The organism is Streptomyces sp. NPDC102279 (assembly GCF_044766365.1).
Lineage (GTDB): Bacteria > Actinomycetota > Actinomycetes > Streptomycetales > Streptomycetaceae > Streptomyces.
This window is the reverse complement of record NZ_JBIWLU010000019.1, coordinates 11,819-25,316: the sequence shown is the minus strand read 5'-3', so window position 1 is coordinate 25,316 and position 13,498 is coordinate 11,819. Positions and strand designations below refer to the sequence as shown.

Genomic DNA, 13,498 nt, shown 5'->3' with positions numbered 1-13,498 from the left:
GGGCCCCATCTCACGCGGGCATTGCGGGTGGCTGTTCCGAAGGGGGCTCCAGGCGGAGGCCCCGGCTTCGGCGAGGGAGGGGACGGTCAGGTGGTTCCTCCGTGACCTGGTCACGTAACTCCCCGGCAGCCGGTGGCTGGGGCTCCGCGGCAGCGGAGCCCCAGCCAGAGTCCGACGTCAGATGCTCACGCAAATGCCGTCTTCGATGGTGCGGCCGTCGCGCTCCAGGCCGCCGCAGACGAGCCTGGCGCCCGCCTGCTCGTACCCGACGGCCCAGCGGTGGGAGGCGGCGGTGACCCGGCCCGACCGGAACTCACCCCAATAGGCCCGCAGCACACCGCGGTTGCCATCGCGGGTCTGGACGGTGATGTCCTGGACGAAGCGGTTGTGGTGGGCCGTCATGACACAGATGTACTGGCCGCACTGGCTGTGCACCTCGGCGCTGGCAGGCGACGCGGCGGCGAAGGCGAGGGCGAGGGCGGCGAGCAGGGTGGCGGTCTTCCGCATGACTGTTCCTTACGGCTCGGGTCGGCCGCACCTGCGTACTGGCGTGCGGCGGGCCCGACCAGTAATAGCGTCCCAGCGACGCCCGCAGGACATCCGGCGCGGCATTTCCCCTGATCAGGTGGCCTTTACTGTCTGATCATGCGACCGGTCCGGGCGCAGTGCCGTTTCTCCTCGACCGGCGCACGCCCCCGCCCGCGGTGCCGTCCAGGCCGACGCCCTGGCACGCGGGAGCGGAGAGCATCCGTGCCAGGTAGGCCGTCGAGCCGGGTTCTCCACCTGCCTCTCACCTACCGCCATGTCCAACGGCCTTGCCGGGACCTCTTAGGCCGGCAGGCGCGGCACGCTGTCGATCAGACGGCGGGTGTAGGGGTGCTCCGGAGCGCCCAGCACCTGGTGGGTGTCGCCCTGCTCGACCAGACGCCCTTGCTCCAGTACCGCCGTACGTTCGCACAGCGAGGCGACGACCGACAGGTCGTGGGAGACCATCACGAGGGTGAGCCGCCGCTCCTCCTTGAGCTCGGCGAGCAGGTCCACGACCTTGACCCGGGTCGTGACGTCGAGAGCGCTGACGGGTTCGTCGGCGAGCAGCACGCGCGGGTCGCAGACGATGGCGCGGGCGATGGCGATGCGCTGGCGCTGGCCGCCGGAGAACTCGTGCGGGTAGCGGGTGGCGGTGTCGGCGGGCAGGCCGACCCGCTCCAGCGCCGCGGCCACCCTCGGCGCGGCGGTCGCCCTGGTGTCGAGGCCGAGGGAGCGCAGCGGTTCCGCGACGATCGCGGCCACGCGCCGGCGCGGATCGAGGGAGGAGTACGGATCCTGGAACACGCACTGGACGCTGCGCCGGAACCTTCGCATCTGCTGCCGGTCGCGCGGGGACAGGGTCTCACCGTCGAAGCGGACGGTGCCGGCCGTGGGGCGGGCGAGTCCCAGCAGCAGGCGCAGCAGGGTGGTCTTGCCGGCACCCGACTCGCCGACGAGAGCCAGAGACTGGCCCTGCTCGACGGTGAGGGACACGTCCCGTACGACGTCGGAGGCGGCGCCTCGGTATCGGACGGCCACGTCCGACAGTTCCAGCACGGGTGTCATCGCGCGCTCCTCAGGTCCAGGGCGGACTCCAGCTTGCGGGCGCCCGCGACGAGCGCCTTCGTGTAGGCCGCCCGCGGTGCGCCGACGACGTCCAGGACGGGGCCCTCCTCGACGGCCCGGCCGTCCTTCATGACCAGGGCGCGGTCGGTGACCTTGGCGATGACGGCGAGGTCGTGGCTGACGAACAGTACGGCCATCTCCCGATCGCGTACGAGGGTGTCGAGGAGTTCCAGCATCTCGGCCTGCACGGACACGTCGAGCGCGGTGGTGGGCTCGTCGGCGATGAGCAGGCTCGGCTCGCAGGCGAGGGCCATGGCCAGGGCGACACGCTGGCGCTGGCCGCCGGAGATCTCGTGAGGGAAGGCGCGGGCGATGCGCGCGGGTTCGGGCAGGCGTACCCGAAGGAGCGCTTCGTCGACGGCGGCGCGCAGCTTCTTGCCCTTCAGGCCGGTGCGGCGGGCCAGGGGCTCGGCGATCTGGCGGCCCATCCGCATCAGCGGGTCGAGGGCGGTCAGGGGCTCCTGGAAGACCACGGCCGCGTCCCGTCCCCGGACCGCGATGAGCCTCTTCTCCGGGGCGCCGATGATCTGGGTACCGGCGAGTTCAACGCTGCCGGCCGCGGTCATGCCGTCGGGCAGCAGACCCAGTACGGCGAGCGTGGTCAGGGACTTTCCGGAACCGGACTCGCCGATCAGGCCGAGCCGTTCGCCACTGTCGATGGTGAAGGAGAGGTCGTCGACCAGGGTGCGCCCGTCGTCGGTGCGCACGGTCAGGCCGCGTACGTCGAGCAGGGTCATGTCTGCCTCCGGCGGGTCGCCGGGTCGAGTGTGTCGCGCAGTCCGTCGGCGATGAGGTTGACCCCGACGACGAGCAGGACCAGCAGGATGCCGGGAGCCAGCGCGCCGGCCGGGGCGGTGGTGAAGGTGGCCTGGGCCTCCTGGAGCATGCGGCCCCAGGAGGCGTTGGGCGGCGGCGCGCCCAGGCCGAGGTAGGACAGTCCGGCTTCGGCGAGCACGGCGAGACCGAACTGGAGGGCCAGGTTGACGACGAGGGTGGGCCAGATGTTCGGCAGGACGTGTCCAGCGACGGTCCGCGGCCAGGAGGTGCCCGAGGTGCGGGCGGCGGTGACGTAGTCCTGGGCCAGGACCCGCTTGGCGAGAATCCTTACCAGGCGGGCGACGATCGCGCTCTGGGCGAGGCCGATCGCGAGGACGGCGGAGCCCAGGGTGGCCGAGCGGGCGGCGACGACGAGCATCGCCAGCAGCAGGGTCGGGAACGCGATGAGGATGTCGAGGAACGCGGCGAGGGTGTCGTCGAGCCAGCCCTGCGCGAACGCGGCGAGCATGCCGAGGGTGACGCCGAGGAGCGCGGCGATCAGGACCGAGCCGAGACCGGCCTCGACGGCGATACGTGAGCCCGTCATCAGCTGGGTGAAGAGGTCCCGGCCGAGCTTGTCAGTGCCGAGCAGGTGCCCGTCGCCGGGTCCGGCGAGTCGGCCGCCGGAGGTGTCGTCGGTGCCGTAGGGCAGCCAGACGAGGGAGACGACGGCGAGCAGCGCGATGAGGGCTGTCAGCGTGCAGCCGGCCAGCAGGGTGACGGAGCGTGGGCCGCGGATCGCCGCCGGTTTGCGCAGGGCGTCCGTGTACGTCACCGGGCACCTCCTGAGAGACGGCCGCGCAGCCGCGGGTCGATGATCCGCTGGACCAGGTCGGCGGCGAAGCCGATGACGAGGACGGCGAGTGTGGACACGAACAGGACGCCCTGGATCACCGGGTAGTCGTGCTGGGCGATGCCGGTGGCGAGCAGCGAGCCGAGGCCGGGCAGCGCGTACACCGACTCCACGACGACGGCTCCGAGCAGCGTGGAGGCGAGCTCGATGCCGAGGATGGAGATCACCGGGACGGCGGCGTTGCGCAGTCCGTGCCGCCACATGGCCCGGGGGAAGGAGGCGCCCAGGGCGCGGGCGGTACGCAGGTGGTCGCTGCCCAGGACGTCGAGGGCGGCGGAGCGGACGTAGCGGATGAGCGAGGCGCTCATCACCAGGGCGATGGTGAGGGCCGGCAGGACGAGGGAGCGCAGGGCGTCCGCGGGCGCCGCCCAGCCGTCCAGCGGGAAGCCGCCGGAGGGCAGCCAGCCCGCGTTCAGCGCGAACACGGCGATGAGGATCATGCCGAGCCAGAACACCGGTATGGCGATGCCGAGTTGGGAGATCCCACTGAGCAGGGCGCCGTACCAGGTGCGACGCTTGTACGCGGCCACGAAGCCGGCGGGTACGGCGATGACGACGGCCAGCACGAACGCGGCCAGCGTCAGCGGGAGGGTGACGTTCAGGCGGGCGCTCACCTCGGGACCGACCGGCAGCGAGCTGACGAACGACGTACCGAGGTCGCCGCTCGCCAGCTGCCCGAGCCAGTGGGTGAACTGCTCGGGCAGCGGCCGGTCGGAGCCGATGGCGTGACGGGCCGCTGCGATCTGCTGCGGGCTCGCGCCCACGGAGGTGAGCGCGTTGGCCGGATCGCCCGGCAGCAGGCGCAGCAGGACGAACAGCACCACGCTCGCCAGGGCCAGCGAGACCAGCAGGAAGGCGAAGCGGCGCAGGAGATAGCGCCCCATCAGCCCTGCTTCTTGATGTCGTACGCGTAGAACTGGGAGTTGAGGCCGTTCAGCGGGTAGCCGGAGAGCTTGTTGCTCGCGACGACGATCTGCGGGTACAGGTACAGCCAGTCGCTCGCCGCGTCTTCGGCCGTCTGCCGGTTGACCTTCTTCAGCAGCTCGGTCTGCTCGGCGGTCGTGGAGGCTTCCTCGGCCTGTGCCACCCACTTGGTGACCTGCTTGTTGTCGTAGCCCCAGTAGAAGTCGGGGTTGCCGTACCAGACCAGGTCGCGGTCGTTGACGTGCTCCTGGAGCGTGGCCGTGAAGTCGTGGTTCTTGTAGACCTTCGTGTACCACTCGTCCGGCGTGATCGTGTTGATCTTGACGGTGATGCCGACCTGGGCGAGCTGCGACTTGATGAAGGTCGCGGCCGTGGGGTGCGGGTCGTAGTTCGGGGTGTCGAGGGTGAAGGAGAAGCCCTTGGCGTAACCGGCCTCGGCGAGCAGCTTCTTGGCCTTCGTGACGTCGTGGGCGTTGACCTTGGTGAGGTCCTCGTACCAGGGGTCGGTGGGCGGCACCATCGAGCCGATGAGCTTGCCGTAGCCGCCCCAGACGGACTCGAGGAGCTTCTTGTTGTCGATGGCGGCGGAGACGGCCTGGCGGACCTTGACGTCGGTGAACGGCTTGGCCTTGTCGTTGAAGGCCAGCAGCAGCTTGGTGGTCGAGTTGCCGTCGTTGACCTTGTAGTTCTGGTTGCTCTTGAACTGGTCCAGGGCGTCCGGCGACTGCTCGCTGGTGACCACGTCGACGGCGTTGGTCTGCAGCGCGTTGTTCAGCGCGGTGGCGTCCTTGTAGTAGTGGAAGACGACCTGCTTGTTGGCGGCGGCGTCGCCCCAGTAACCGGCGAAGCGGGCCAGGCTCAGCGCGGAGCCGCGGGTCCACTTGGCGAGGGTGTAGGGGCCCGTGCCGTCCTCGCTGGTCTTCAGGTCCTTCGCCTGGGAGTTGATGATCCAGACGTAGGAGAGGTTGTAGACGAAGGAGATCGACTTCTGGGACAGCGTGACCTTGACGGTGTGCGCGTCCGGTGTGGCGATGTCCTTGATGACCTCGAGGTTGCTCTTGCGGGCGGACTGCGAGTCGTCCGCGAGGACCTTCTCAAGGCTGTACTTGACGTCGGCGCTGGTGAGTTCCTTGCCACTGTGGAACTTCACGCCGCTGCGCAGGGTGAAGGTGTAGGTGAGGCCGTCCGCGTCGGCCTTGTAGTCCTGGGCGAGGAGCTTGTCGACCTTGCCGTCGTCGGTGAGACGGAACAGGCTCTCGTACACGTTGCCGTTGAGGGCCTCGGTGACGCCCTGGCCCCCGCCGGCGGTGTTGTCGAGGTTCTGCGGCTCGTACAGGGAACCGATGTTGACGGTGGCGCTCTTGTCCCAGTTGCCGGCCGCGGCACTCTTGGCACCGGAGCCGCCGCAGGCGGTGAGCGCGACGGCGAGGCCGGCGGTGGTGGCGGTGACGTAGAGGGTCGACTTGTTGAGTCTCATGATTCAGGGCGCTTTCGTGCGGGAGGAAAGGGGCGAGGTCTGCGGATCCGTCAGTGGTGACCAGCCAGGGCCGACCGGTCGTGCTGATCGGTCAGTGCTGTGCGGGGAAGCCGTCGCGGAAGACGGGGCGCTTCTCGCCGGCTTGGACCGGCAGGTGGAAGCGGTTCTGCCGCGGCGGCATCGGACAGTTGTACTGATCGGAGAATCCGCAGGGCGGCACGAAGGCCCGGTTGAAGTCGAGGACGACGCGGCCCTCGTCGTCGGTGCGCCGGACGAACAGGAAGCGGCCGGCGCCGTAGGTGGTGTCCCCGTTGGTGGGGTCGCCGAAGACGAGCAGGAGGGTGCCGTCGTCGTCGAAAGCGCTGAGGGTGTACTCGCGGCCGTCGACGGTGAGCGTGATGTCCCCCGGGACCACGAGATCGCGGGTGCCGCCGTTGTCCCGGAGGTGCTCGAAGGCGATGCGCCGGGCGCCGGGCACGGGCGAGTAGGTGGCTTCCAGAACCCAGGCCGGATCGTACGGGAACGCCTCGACGCCCTCGAAGTGGCGGATGGCGGGCGCGTCCGCGTCCCAGAAGCGCAGGCCGTGCTCGGGTGCGCCGGTGACGAGGTCGGTCCGCCGCAGCGGGGTGACGGTCACGGTGTCCGGCTGTCCTGCGCGGGCCCCGTCGACGTCGGGCTCCTCGCCGGCAGGCAGCCAGCGAGTCTCCACGAGGGCGAGGTTTCCGGTAGGCGCGGTGAGCGTGCGATGACGTTCGGCACGCCAGGCGCTCCACTCCTCGCCGGGGCCGGCGGGGGTCGGGGCGGCGGGGGACTGGGACACGGCGGACTCACTCAGCTAGAAGGGCACGGCCATCACAGACTGTAGTTCAATGGCCAAAGCAATCTCTTTATCATCCATAAGGATTCCTAATGTCAAACCTGCATCTCGGCAGGTGAGACGACCTGTCTCGCCCGCTGTGGCCAGGACCGGTCCGCCGCCTTCACGCACGGTGACCGCGTCGACCGCCCGACGCGCGGTGTCGGAGCCCGCGCCTCCGCTGCCATGGCTCCCGCTCGCGGGACGAGGGCACAGGCGGTCGATCGGCACCGAGATCCGGGCGATGCCCCGCAGGAAAGTGCGCCGATCCAGTTCCGATCCTCAACACCCTTGGCCCGTAAGCCGGACGGGGCAGCGGCAGGGCCTACGTAGGCTGGAATCCGTCGGACAGGATCGATGGCCGACGGGCGGGTCGCACTCACACCAGAGTGAGCGCGACCCACCCGCGCCTCCGCCCCCGACCCGGATGGTGTCCCGCCTGGACCTGGCGTTTCACCGATACACCCAGCGTCACGGCAATGGCCACCGCCTTGTCGTCGACGGTGATCGTCTCGGGCTGCGCTCCGGAGTAGTCCACGGCATGCTGTGGACGGCTGCGGCTGCGGCTGCGGATGCGCCGCCCTAGCAGCGGCATACCGCTCGGCCGCACCTGACCGACTGGTCTAGGGCCACTCGGCCGGGATGGCTCGCGGCGGGGTGCGGTAGAGGGGAAAAGTGGGCGGCCCGGCCCTCCGTGGGCGGGCCGGTGCGGTTCGACATCTTCGGGGGGCGACATGGTTCCCGCTCCCGCTCCCGCTCAGGGCCAGGGCATAGGACAGTCCTCGCTCACGAGACCGAGTCGGAACGGGCTGCTGACGCAGTAGCCGGCGTCGGCGACCACGTCCGGGGCCTTCAGCTGCCACCGGTCGAGTGTGTCCAGCAGGCCGAGCGCCGGACGTCATTCCTCCTGGTGGATCACGTCGTCGGGAAGTCTTGCCCTGCGACATCCCACCGCTCCGCAGTGCTGGCGGGCCCCCCGACCGACCACCTGCCGCACTTGGGAAACGACATGTCGACAAGTCCGGTCAGCCGTTTGTCGATCCGCTCCCTGGCCGCCGGCGGGTCCCGCGGCGACTGGTTCACGAACTGCTGCAGAGTCTGCATGTTGCCGGCTGGCAGCCGCTCGGTCGTCGGCTGGATCGACTTGCGCCGACCATTCAGCATCAGGCCCCGCAGATATCACTCACCCTGGGCCCGCTCATCCCGACGCGGCACCGACGTGCGGCCTTGCGCCACGAGCATGGCCAACGCCGCCCGTGATCGGTTCACTTCACTTCATGCGCATCCACACATCCCAACGTGCTTTTGATCAGCGTCAACGAAAAGACCTGACGAAGCACCACGCCCCATCCGAGACCGATGAGTGCAGACGTGCTCGCCCGTACGATCAGGGCCCGGCCGCTTCGGGCGGCCGCTGATCCGCTCGGCGCATCAACACCTCATGGATGCAACGGGCTGCCGACCAAGGGACGTGGGTTTGATCGCGACAGCCCCTCTGCCCCTGCATGTAGACGAGTTGCCGAACCGCCCGCAGCAGCGCCCTCCCAGGTGAACGCGTAGGTGGCTCCGTGGGCGGTCCCGTCGGGTGGCGGCCACCGGCCTGATCGATTACCTCGGAGCAACCCCCGGCAGCCTTCGGCATCAGACCTCTGCCGGGACTTGGCAATGCCGTGGAACAGCACAGGTGTGCGGCTCCGGGCCACACGAGAGACCTCCGGACTGCGAAGGCGGTCCCTGCGATCGTTCGGACGTGTCCGCGGAGCGGCTGTATTCCAGCGGTCGGTGCTCGCGGTCGTCGGCGGGACAAGGATGAGTGGCATTGAATATTCCGAGACTGCGGGCCCCCAGGCATCGATGGGCATGCATTCTTCGCCGCAGTCTGCCTCGGCGTCACCTGCTTCACGGTGGGCATGCTGGTTTACGACTGGCGGCAGGCGGAGCTCCTCGACAGAACAGCGATACGGGTCACGGGCGTTGTGACCCGCATCGTGCCTCACACGGGCAGAGGCGGTGGGAACGACCGCGGTGAGATCGTGTACACCGTGGCGGGCCACCGACATACCGTCCTGAAGGAACTTGGCGGCAAGCACTACGCCTCGCGGAAGGGGCAAGAGGTGTGCCTGGAGGCATCAGGCGAGCGGCCTCTGTTGACCCGGCTGTGCGGTGACCGATACCCGGACGGAGACGGAGGCTTCCCCACCGGTGTGCTGACAGCGGTGGCGGCCACGATCGCCTTCTTCTTCGTCATGGGACGCTGGGCCATCAAACTGCGACAACCGCACCCCGCCGCCTAAAGATGCCCGACCCCAGCTGATGTCACGGCCAGGTGATCGAGGGGCTGTCGAGGCTCAGAATGACGCCGCCAGAGCTGTTGAAGGCCCTGAACTTCGTGTACGCCGACAGCCTCGTGAACTTCGAGGCATCGGCGAACACGTCGGGAGACAGGGTTTCGCTGCACGACCTGGCGCTGGTGGACTGCACCAACGCACCCGTTGCGGCGTCCACGAGATAGACGCGGTAGGTGGCGCACGACGAAGGATGGGCGTCGACGAAGCTCCAACCGTCGAACGTCGTGCCCGTGCCGAGGTAGATGCAGGGGGTCACATTCCAACCGCCCGACTTGTAGGTGGTCCGGCATTGCGCCTCCTCCGTGGCCGGTCCCATCTGTCCGTGCCGGGTGCCATCGGCGGTGGGGTGGGCGGTCGCGGTCTGCGCGGCCGCGGCGGGAGCACCCAGCAAGGTGCCCGCGGTCAGCACGACGGAACCGACGGCGGCAGCGAGATGAGTCTTCATACGATCTCCAGAATGGGATGAGCCGGTTGCGGCTTCACATCCTGGGTGGGTCGGTCACCTGCGGTCCATCTCTTAAGCCATGGCTTAAAGGGGGACGGGACGGCACGCGCGCCGCCTCACCTACCTCGGCTCGAGTGGCCGGTGGCACCGGGGCTGGGCGGGCGGCACTGCGCGCACCGGTCTGACGTCGGAACCCGCGGGCCTCACGGTTCGGTGAGGCCACCGGTCTGCAGCAGGGACAGCCCGAGGGGAGTGATGAGGTGCAGCACGGACCCGCCTCGGCGGCTGGTGGTGATGAGGTCCGTGTTCCGTAGCACGGTCGCGTGCTGACTGGCCGCTGCGGCCGAGACGTTGAGGCGGCGGGCCAACTCGCTCGTCGTGCAGCCTTCCGCTGTCACATGCAGGGCGGCAGCTCGCGTGCGGCCGAGCAGAGACTCCAGGTTCCGCACGGCTGAGCCGTCCGCTTCTGCCGGGCCGGTGCCGGTCAGCGGCCGGCGGAGAGCCGGCACGGTCAGTTGGGGTGGCTGGGCGGTATCGAGGGGGTCCCACAGAAGGCTCACCGGGTGCTTCGAGAAGATCGTGGGCGTGATGAGCAGTCCTCTTCCCTGGAGATGTACCTCGACTCGGCGCGGGTAGGGAGCTTCGAGCACCGGCGGACGCCAGCGGACCAGCGGCGCGCAGATCGAACGCAGCAGCAGATCGATTCCTGCCCGAGGCAGGTGTGTTGTGTGGAAGTGGAGACCTTCGAACTCGCGTCGCAGTCGGGACACCGGGGCGTGCAGCTGGTTGTCCACGGCATGATCCAGAGAGGACACGTCGCCCATCAGAGCCAGCAGATCAAGCCCGGGGCCCCGCATCGGGACCAGGGACGTATGGGGGCGCGTGTCGGCTTCTTCCGGCCCGCGACCGCCGACCGCCACGTGCGGAAGTGTGGAAGCTCCCGGTTCTCCCTCAGGAGTTCCAGGCTGTAGTAGACGTCCGCTGCCACGCCGATCGTTGCGGCCACTCGTGTCCGGGCGAGGTCTTCCGCCGTGAAGTGAATGCGTAACACCGACCTGCCTCCTGTCACCGAAGTAGAGCGCGCGAGCGCCCCCAGCATGCCCCAACGGGGCTTGCCTGAAGGGGGCATTCGCCATCAAGACACTCCGCCAGCACGGTCGGGCTGACGGGACGTCTTGTTCCGGCCACATCCAGGTGAGATCGAAAAGCAGGCGCACGGTGGCCAGGCAGTGGGTGACGATAATGTGCACCATCCACGTATGGTCCAAAGGCGCAGGAGCTCGCGGTATGTATCACTCGCCCAACCAGGGTCAGGATTTGATGAAGTTCCGGACGACCGATGTGGACAAGGCTCGGCAGGTCATCCAAGAACGCTTCTACGCCAACTTCATCGACGTTCCTGACGGCAGCACCACTGAGTTCATGGCGCGGTACGACATCGCCGCAACTGGCCCGTTCACCCTCGGACGACTCTCGTTCGGCGCGGAGGTACGCATACGGTTCGGGGAACTCGGCGCCTACCACGTGGACGTCCCTCTGGACGGCCACCTGGCCTGGCATCAAGGAACGCACACCAGCGCGGTGGCGACCACGGCGAACGCCGCCGTGTTCCAGCCGCACGGCAACACGGTCCTGGATCGAGTGAGCACCGACTGCTCGATGCTGGCCGTGAAGATCGACTCAAAGGCCCTCAACGATCAACTCGAACGCCTTCTCGGCCGACCGCTGCGCGCCCCCGTCGTCCTCGCGCCCGAACTCGACGTCGCACGCGGCGCGGGCCTGAGCTGGGTACGTATGATCCGCGCAGTGTTCGACGAGATGCAGGCCGGCGGGCTGTTCGCCCGGCCGATGGTCGCCCGCCCGCTCCAGGAGGCCCTGCTGACCGGGCTCCTCCTCGCCACCGGCCACCGCTACCGCGACGAGCTCGACCAACCAAAACCCGTCCTGCGCCCCGGCCCCGTCAAACGCGCTGTCGAGGCCATGCACTGCATGCCGCAACACCACTTCACAGTCGGGGAATTGGCCATTCTGGCCGGAGTGAGCGTGCGGCGGCTCCAAGAGGCCTTCCAGCAGTACGTCGGCATGAGCCCGCTGACCTACCTCACCGACGTCCGCCTCGCCCGCGCCCACGAAGAGCTGCGCCGCAGCGCGCCGGACGAAGTGACCGTGAGCGAGGTCGCCCATCGTTGGAGCTTCGACCACCTGGGCCGCTTCGCGTCCCGCTACCGAGCGCGCTTCGGCGAGTTCCCTTCGCAGACACTGCGTTCCGGCTGACCACGTCCCACGCCATCGCTCCGCGCTCTGCGGACAACGACCGCGCTCAGTGGATCGTGCGCGGCAGCCATCACGCCCTAGATTCGTGGTGTTCGCGCGTCCGCCTCTACGGTCCGCCGCGCGGACATCGGCCGGCCCGTCCCCACCCCTTCGGGCCGGCCGCTGCCCGCCGCGCCCCAACCGTCGCGGGCAGGTCGGGAGCGCCGCTGCGGCCTGAACTCCGCCACGGTGTACCGCCCGACACCGGTTGAGGTTCGGGCCAGGGTCGGCGCCGGCCCGGACCTCAACCGTATGCGCGGCACACCGCGACAAGGCTCCCGGTGGCCAGCACCACGTCGGGGCGGGAGCCCTTGACTCACCGCATGGTTTCCGAAGGATTCTCAGGTCAGCTGCTCGGGGACGGCTCCGCCTCGGCGATCTCGTTCTTCGTGAGCTTCACATCCTCGGGCTTCAGCTCGGCCGGGTCGCGGATCTCGTCCGCCCAGTGCATCGCGTGGAGCACGATCACGTTGTCCCGCACCCGCAGCAGGCCCAGGCGCTCCCGGCCGGACCATGCGTACTTCGCGATGGCCACCTTCGATGACCGCTCCAGGGCCTTGCGCAGCAGTGTGTTGGGCTTGGCCGCGACCTGGCCGTCGGGCTGGAGGTAGTGGCCGTCGCCGATCTGGATCGGGTCGATCGACTCCAGCGGGACGAAGGCCTCGTTCTCGATCGCCTCGCTGTCGGCAGCAGCATCTCCCGCAACTCCTCGTCGAGGACCGGGAGCCGCTTTCGTACGGACAGCCATGGCAGACGAAGCCCCCAGCCTGAACTGACGGGTGAGGGCGGAGCGGCTGCGGGCGTATGCCGCCGCTGCGCCGCGGGCCAGTTGCGCCAGGTCCGACGGCGTAGGAGAAGATGACCGGTAGGCATAGCCTTCGGTTGTGGCCATGTGGACTCGACACCTGCATGGTCACGAGCCCGTGCCTGCCTCTGTATGTGGTTTCGCAACAAGCCAGTATGACGGGCCGTCACCGGGTGATCTCGCTCAAGTTGCGGCCACATCAATGCCCTGCGCCAGGCAACCAGTCAGCCAGCCTGCAACAGCAGGTCGGCGAGTGCGCCCGGCACGGTGACCATGCAGTCATGGCCGCTCCGCAGCTCCCACACCTGCGACGCGGCGACGCCTGGCTGCACCGACCGAACGGGGCGGCCCGTCACGTCTCCCGGCGTACTGCCGACACAGTGGATGTGCGTCCGGGAAATCGCGTCCACGGCCGGGTTGTCCAGCCGGACCGGCTGCAGGAAGCAGCGCACCGACTCGTCCGACAGCATGGTGCGCAGCCACGCCGTGTCCGCAGGGTCAGTCACCCCGAACAGACCTATGGGCGCGGGCATTTCCGGCACGGGCGGGATGCGCCAGGGGACGTCGGAGGCGGCGGCCGCGTCGATCAGTCGTTGGGTGTTCTCCCGCATGACGTCCAGCGTGCTCTCACCGTCAGCTGGGATCATCGCATCGACGAAGACCAGGTGCGCGATCCGGTCCGGGACCTCGTTGGCCACGCCGGATATGACCATCCCGGCGTAACTGTGCCCGGCGAGGACCACGTTGGTGAGATCCCACTTGTTGAGGAGAGCGACGATGTCGCCGACGTGGGTGTCCAGGTCGACGTCTGGAGTGAGCAGGTGTTCCTTCTCGCCGTGGCCGGTCAGCGAAGGGGCGTACACCTGATGCCCGGCTCGGCTCAGCAAGGGAACCACCCGGTCCCAGACGCGCCCGCTGTGCCAGGCACCATGGACAAGAACATAGGTTTTCGTGTGTGACGTACTCATGTAGAAATACGCTACTGAGCCGATAGGTACCTCCTGGTAA

At 68.7% G+C, this 13,498-nt stretch carries 13 protein-coding genes and 1 pseudogene; 2 read left to right on the top strand and 12 right to left on the bottom strand.

Going from position 1 to position 13,498, the window contains the following annotated elements; translation table 11 throughout:
• Window positions 1–177 precede the first annotated feature (177 nt).
• From ACIRQH_RS37130 to ACIRQH_RS37095, 8 genes are all read right to left on the bottom strand, one after another.
• Window positions 178–507, bottom strand: coding sequence for a hypothetical protein (locus ACIRQH_RS37130; protein WP_358822360.1), 330 nt, complete (start codon window positions 505–507; stop codon window positions 178–180).
• Between the two features lie 321 nt (window positions 508–828).
• Complete coding sequence (locus ACIRQH_RS37125; RefSeq protein ID WP_404229502.1) at window positions 829–1,593, bottom strand: ABC transporter ATP-binding protein; 765 nt, start codon at window positions 1,591–1,593, stop codon at window positions 829–831.
• On the bottom strand, window positions 1,590–2,390 hold the full coding sequence (locus ACIRQH_RS37120) for an ATP-binding cassette domain-containing protein (RefSeq protein ID WP_404229500.1): 801 nt from the start codon (window positions 2,388–2,390) through the stop codon (window positions 1,590–1,592). The genes ACIRQH_RS37125 and ACIRQH_RS37120 overlap by 4 nt, the downstream gene beginning before the upstream one ends.
• Window positions 2,387–3,244: an ABC transporter permease gene (locus tag ACIRQH_RS37115; protein WP_358822357.1), complete on the bottom strand. Its 858-nt coding sequence runs from the start codon at window positions 3,242–3,244 to the stop codon at window positions 2,387–2,389. The genes ACIRQH_RS37120 and ACIRQH_RS37115 overlap by 4 nt, the downstream gene beginning before the upstream one ends.
• On the bottom strand, window positions 3,241–4,206 hold the full coding sequence (locus tag ACIRQH_RS37110; RefSeq protein WP_404229497.1) for an ABC transporter permease: 966 nt from the start codon (window positions 4,204–4,206) through the stop codon (window positions 3,241–3,243). The genes ACIRQH_RS37115 and ACIRQH_RS37110 overlap by 4 nt, the downstream gene beginning before the upstream one ends.
• The gene (locus ACIRQH_RS37105; protein WP_404229495.1) at window positions 4,206–5,723 is read right to left on the bottom strand and encodes an ABC transporter substrate-binding protein; all 1,518 of its coding nucleotides are present in this window, start codon (window positions 5,721–5,723) and stop codon (window positions 4,206–4,208) included. The genes ACIRQH_RS37110 and ACIRQH_RS37105 overlap by 1 nt, the downstream gene beginning before the upstream one ends.
• 91 nt (window positions 5,724–5,814) lie before the next feature.
• Window positions 5,815–6,558 (bottom strand): DUF1684 domain-containing protein, encoded by a 744-nt coding sequence (locus tag ACIRQH_RS37100; RefSeq protein ID WP_404229711.1) that lies wholly within the window; start codon window positions 6,556–6,558, stop codon window positions 5,815–5,817.
• A gap of 936 nt (window positions 6,559–7,494) precedes the next feature.
• Window positions 7,495–7,743 (bottom strand): transposase, encoded by a 249-nt coding sequence (locus ACIRQH_RS37095; protein ID WP_404229492.1) that lies wholly within the window; start codon window positions 7,741–7,743, stop codon window positions 7,495–7,497.
• A gap of 878 nt (window positions 7,744–8,621) precedes the next feature.
• Between ACIRQH_RS37095 and ACIRQH_RS37090 the strand changes: the two genes are divergently transcribed.
• Window positions 8,622–8,873 (top strand): hypothetical protein, encoded by a 252-nt coding sequence (locus ACIRQH_RS37090; RefSeq protein WP_404229490.1) that lies wholly within the window; start codon window positions 8,622–8,624, stop codon window positions 8,871–8,873.
• A gap of 22 nt (window positions 8,874–8,895) precedes the next feature.
• Here the strand turns inward: ACIRQH_RS37090 and ACIRQH_RS37085 are convergent, their stop codons facing one another.
• Together ACIRQH_RS37085 and ACIRQH_RS37080 are read right to left on the bottom strand one after the other, a co-directional pair.
• Window positions 8,896–9,372 carry a hypothetical protein gene (locus ACIRQH_RS37085; RefSeq protein ID WP_404229488.1) on the bottom strand — a complete coding sequence of 159 codons (477 nt, stop codon included), beginning with the start codon at window positions 9,370–9,372 and terminating at the stop codon, window positions 8,896–8,898.
• Window positions 9,373–9,575: 203 nt separating this feature from the next.
• The gene (locus tag ACIRQH_RS37080) at window positions 9,576–10,196 is read right to left on the bottom strand and encodes an ArsR/SmtB family transcription factor (RefSeq protein ID WP_404229486.1); all 621 of its coding nucleotides are present in this window, start codon (window positions 10,194–10,196) and stop codon (window positions 9,576–9,578) included.
• A gap of 463 nt (window positions 10,197–10,659) precedes the next feature.
• On the opposite strand from ACIRQH_RS37080, the gene ACIRQH_RS37075 reads away from it, so the two are divergent.
• Window positions 10,660–11,646 (top strand): AraC family transcriptional regulator, encoded by a 987-nt coding sequence (locus ACIRQH_RS37075; RefSeq protein ID WP_404229483.1) that lies wholly within the window; start codon window positions 10,660–10,662, stop codon window positions 11,644–11,646.
• Window positions 11,647–12,052: 406 nt separating this feature from the next.
• On the opposite strand, the pseudogene ACIRQH_RS37070 reads toward ACIRQH_RS37075, so the two are convergent.
• Window positions 12,053–12,411: pseudogene (locus ACIRQH_RS37070) on the bottom strand (Ku protein); the annotation flags it as partial.
• A gap of 303 nt (window positions 12,412–12,714) precedes the next feature.
• Complete coding sequence (locus ACIRQH_RS37065; RefSeq protein ID WP_404229480.1) at window positions 12,715–13,458, bottom strand: alpha/beta hydrolase; 744 nt, start codon at window positions 13,456–13,458, stop codon at window positions 12,715–12,717.
• Window positions 13,459–13,498: the final 40 nt, after the last annotated feature.

Excerpts from the sequence above, each read along its gene's own strand:
- ACIRQH_RS37130 (WP_358822360.1), bottom strand. The coding sequence starts at position 507 with ATGCGGAAGACCGCCACCCTGCTCGCCGCCCTCGCCCTCGCCTTCGCC.
- ACIRQH_RS37125 (WP_404229502.1), bottom strand. The coding sequence starts at position 1,593 with ATGACACCCGTGCTGGAACTGTCGGACGTGGCCGTCCGATACCGAGGC.
- ACIRQH_RS37120 (WP_404229500.1), bottom strand. The coding sequence starts at position 2,390 with ATGACCCTGCTCGACGTACGCGGCCTGACCGTGCGCACCGACGACGGG.
- ACIRQH_RS37110 (WP_404229497.1), bottom strand. The coding sequence starts at position 4,206 with ATGGGGCGCTATCTCCTGCGCCGCTTCGCCTTCCTGCTGGTCTCGCTG.
- ACIRQH_RS37105 (WP_404229495.1), bottom strand. The coding sequence starts at position 5,723 with ATGAGACTCAACAAGTCGACCCTCTACGTCACCGCCACCACCGCCGGC.
- ACIRQH_RS37095 (WP_404229492.1), bottom strand. The coding sequence starts at position 7,743 with ATGCTGAATGGTCGGCGCAAGTCGATCCAGCCGACGACCGAGCGGCTG.
- ACIRQH_RS37085 (WP_404229488.1), bottom strand. The coding sequence starts at position 9,372 with ATGAAGACTCATCTCGCTGCCGCCGTCGGTTCCGTCGTGCTGACCGCG.
- ACIRQH_RS37080 (WP_404229486.1), bottom strand. The coding sequence starts at position 10,196 with ATGGGCGACGTGTCCTCTCTGGATCATGCCGTGGACAACCAGCTGCAC.
- ACIRQH_RS37075 (WP_404229483.1), top strand. The coding sequence starts at position 10,660 with ATGTATCACTCGCCCAACCAGGGTCAGGATTTGATGAAGTTCCGGACG.
- ACIRQH_RS37065 (WP_404229480.1), bottom strand. The coding sequence starts at position 13,458 with ATGAGTACGTCACACACGAAAACCTATGTTCTTGTCCATGGTGCCTGG.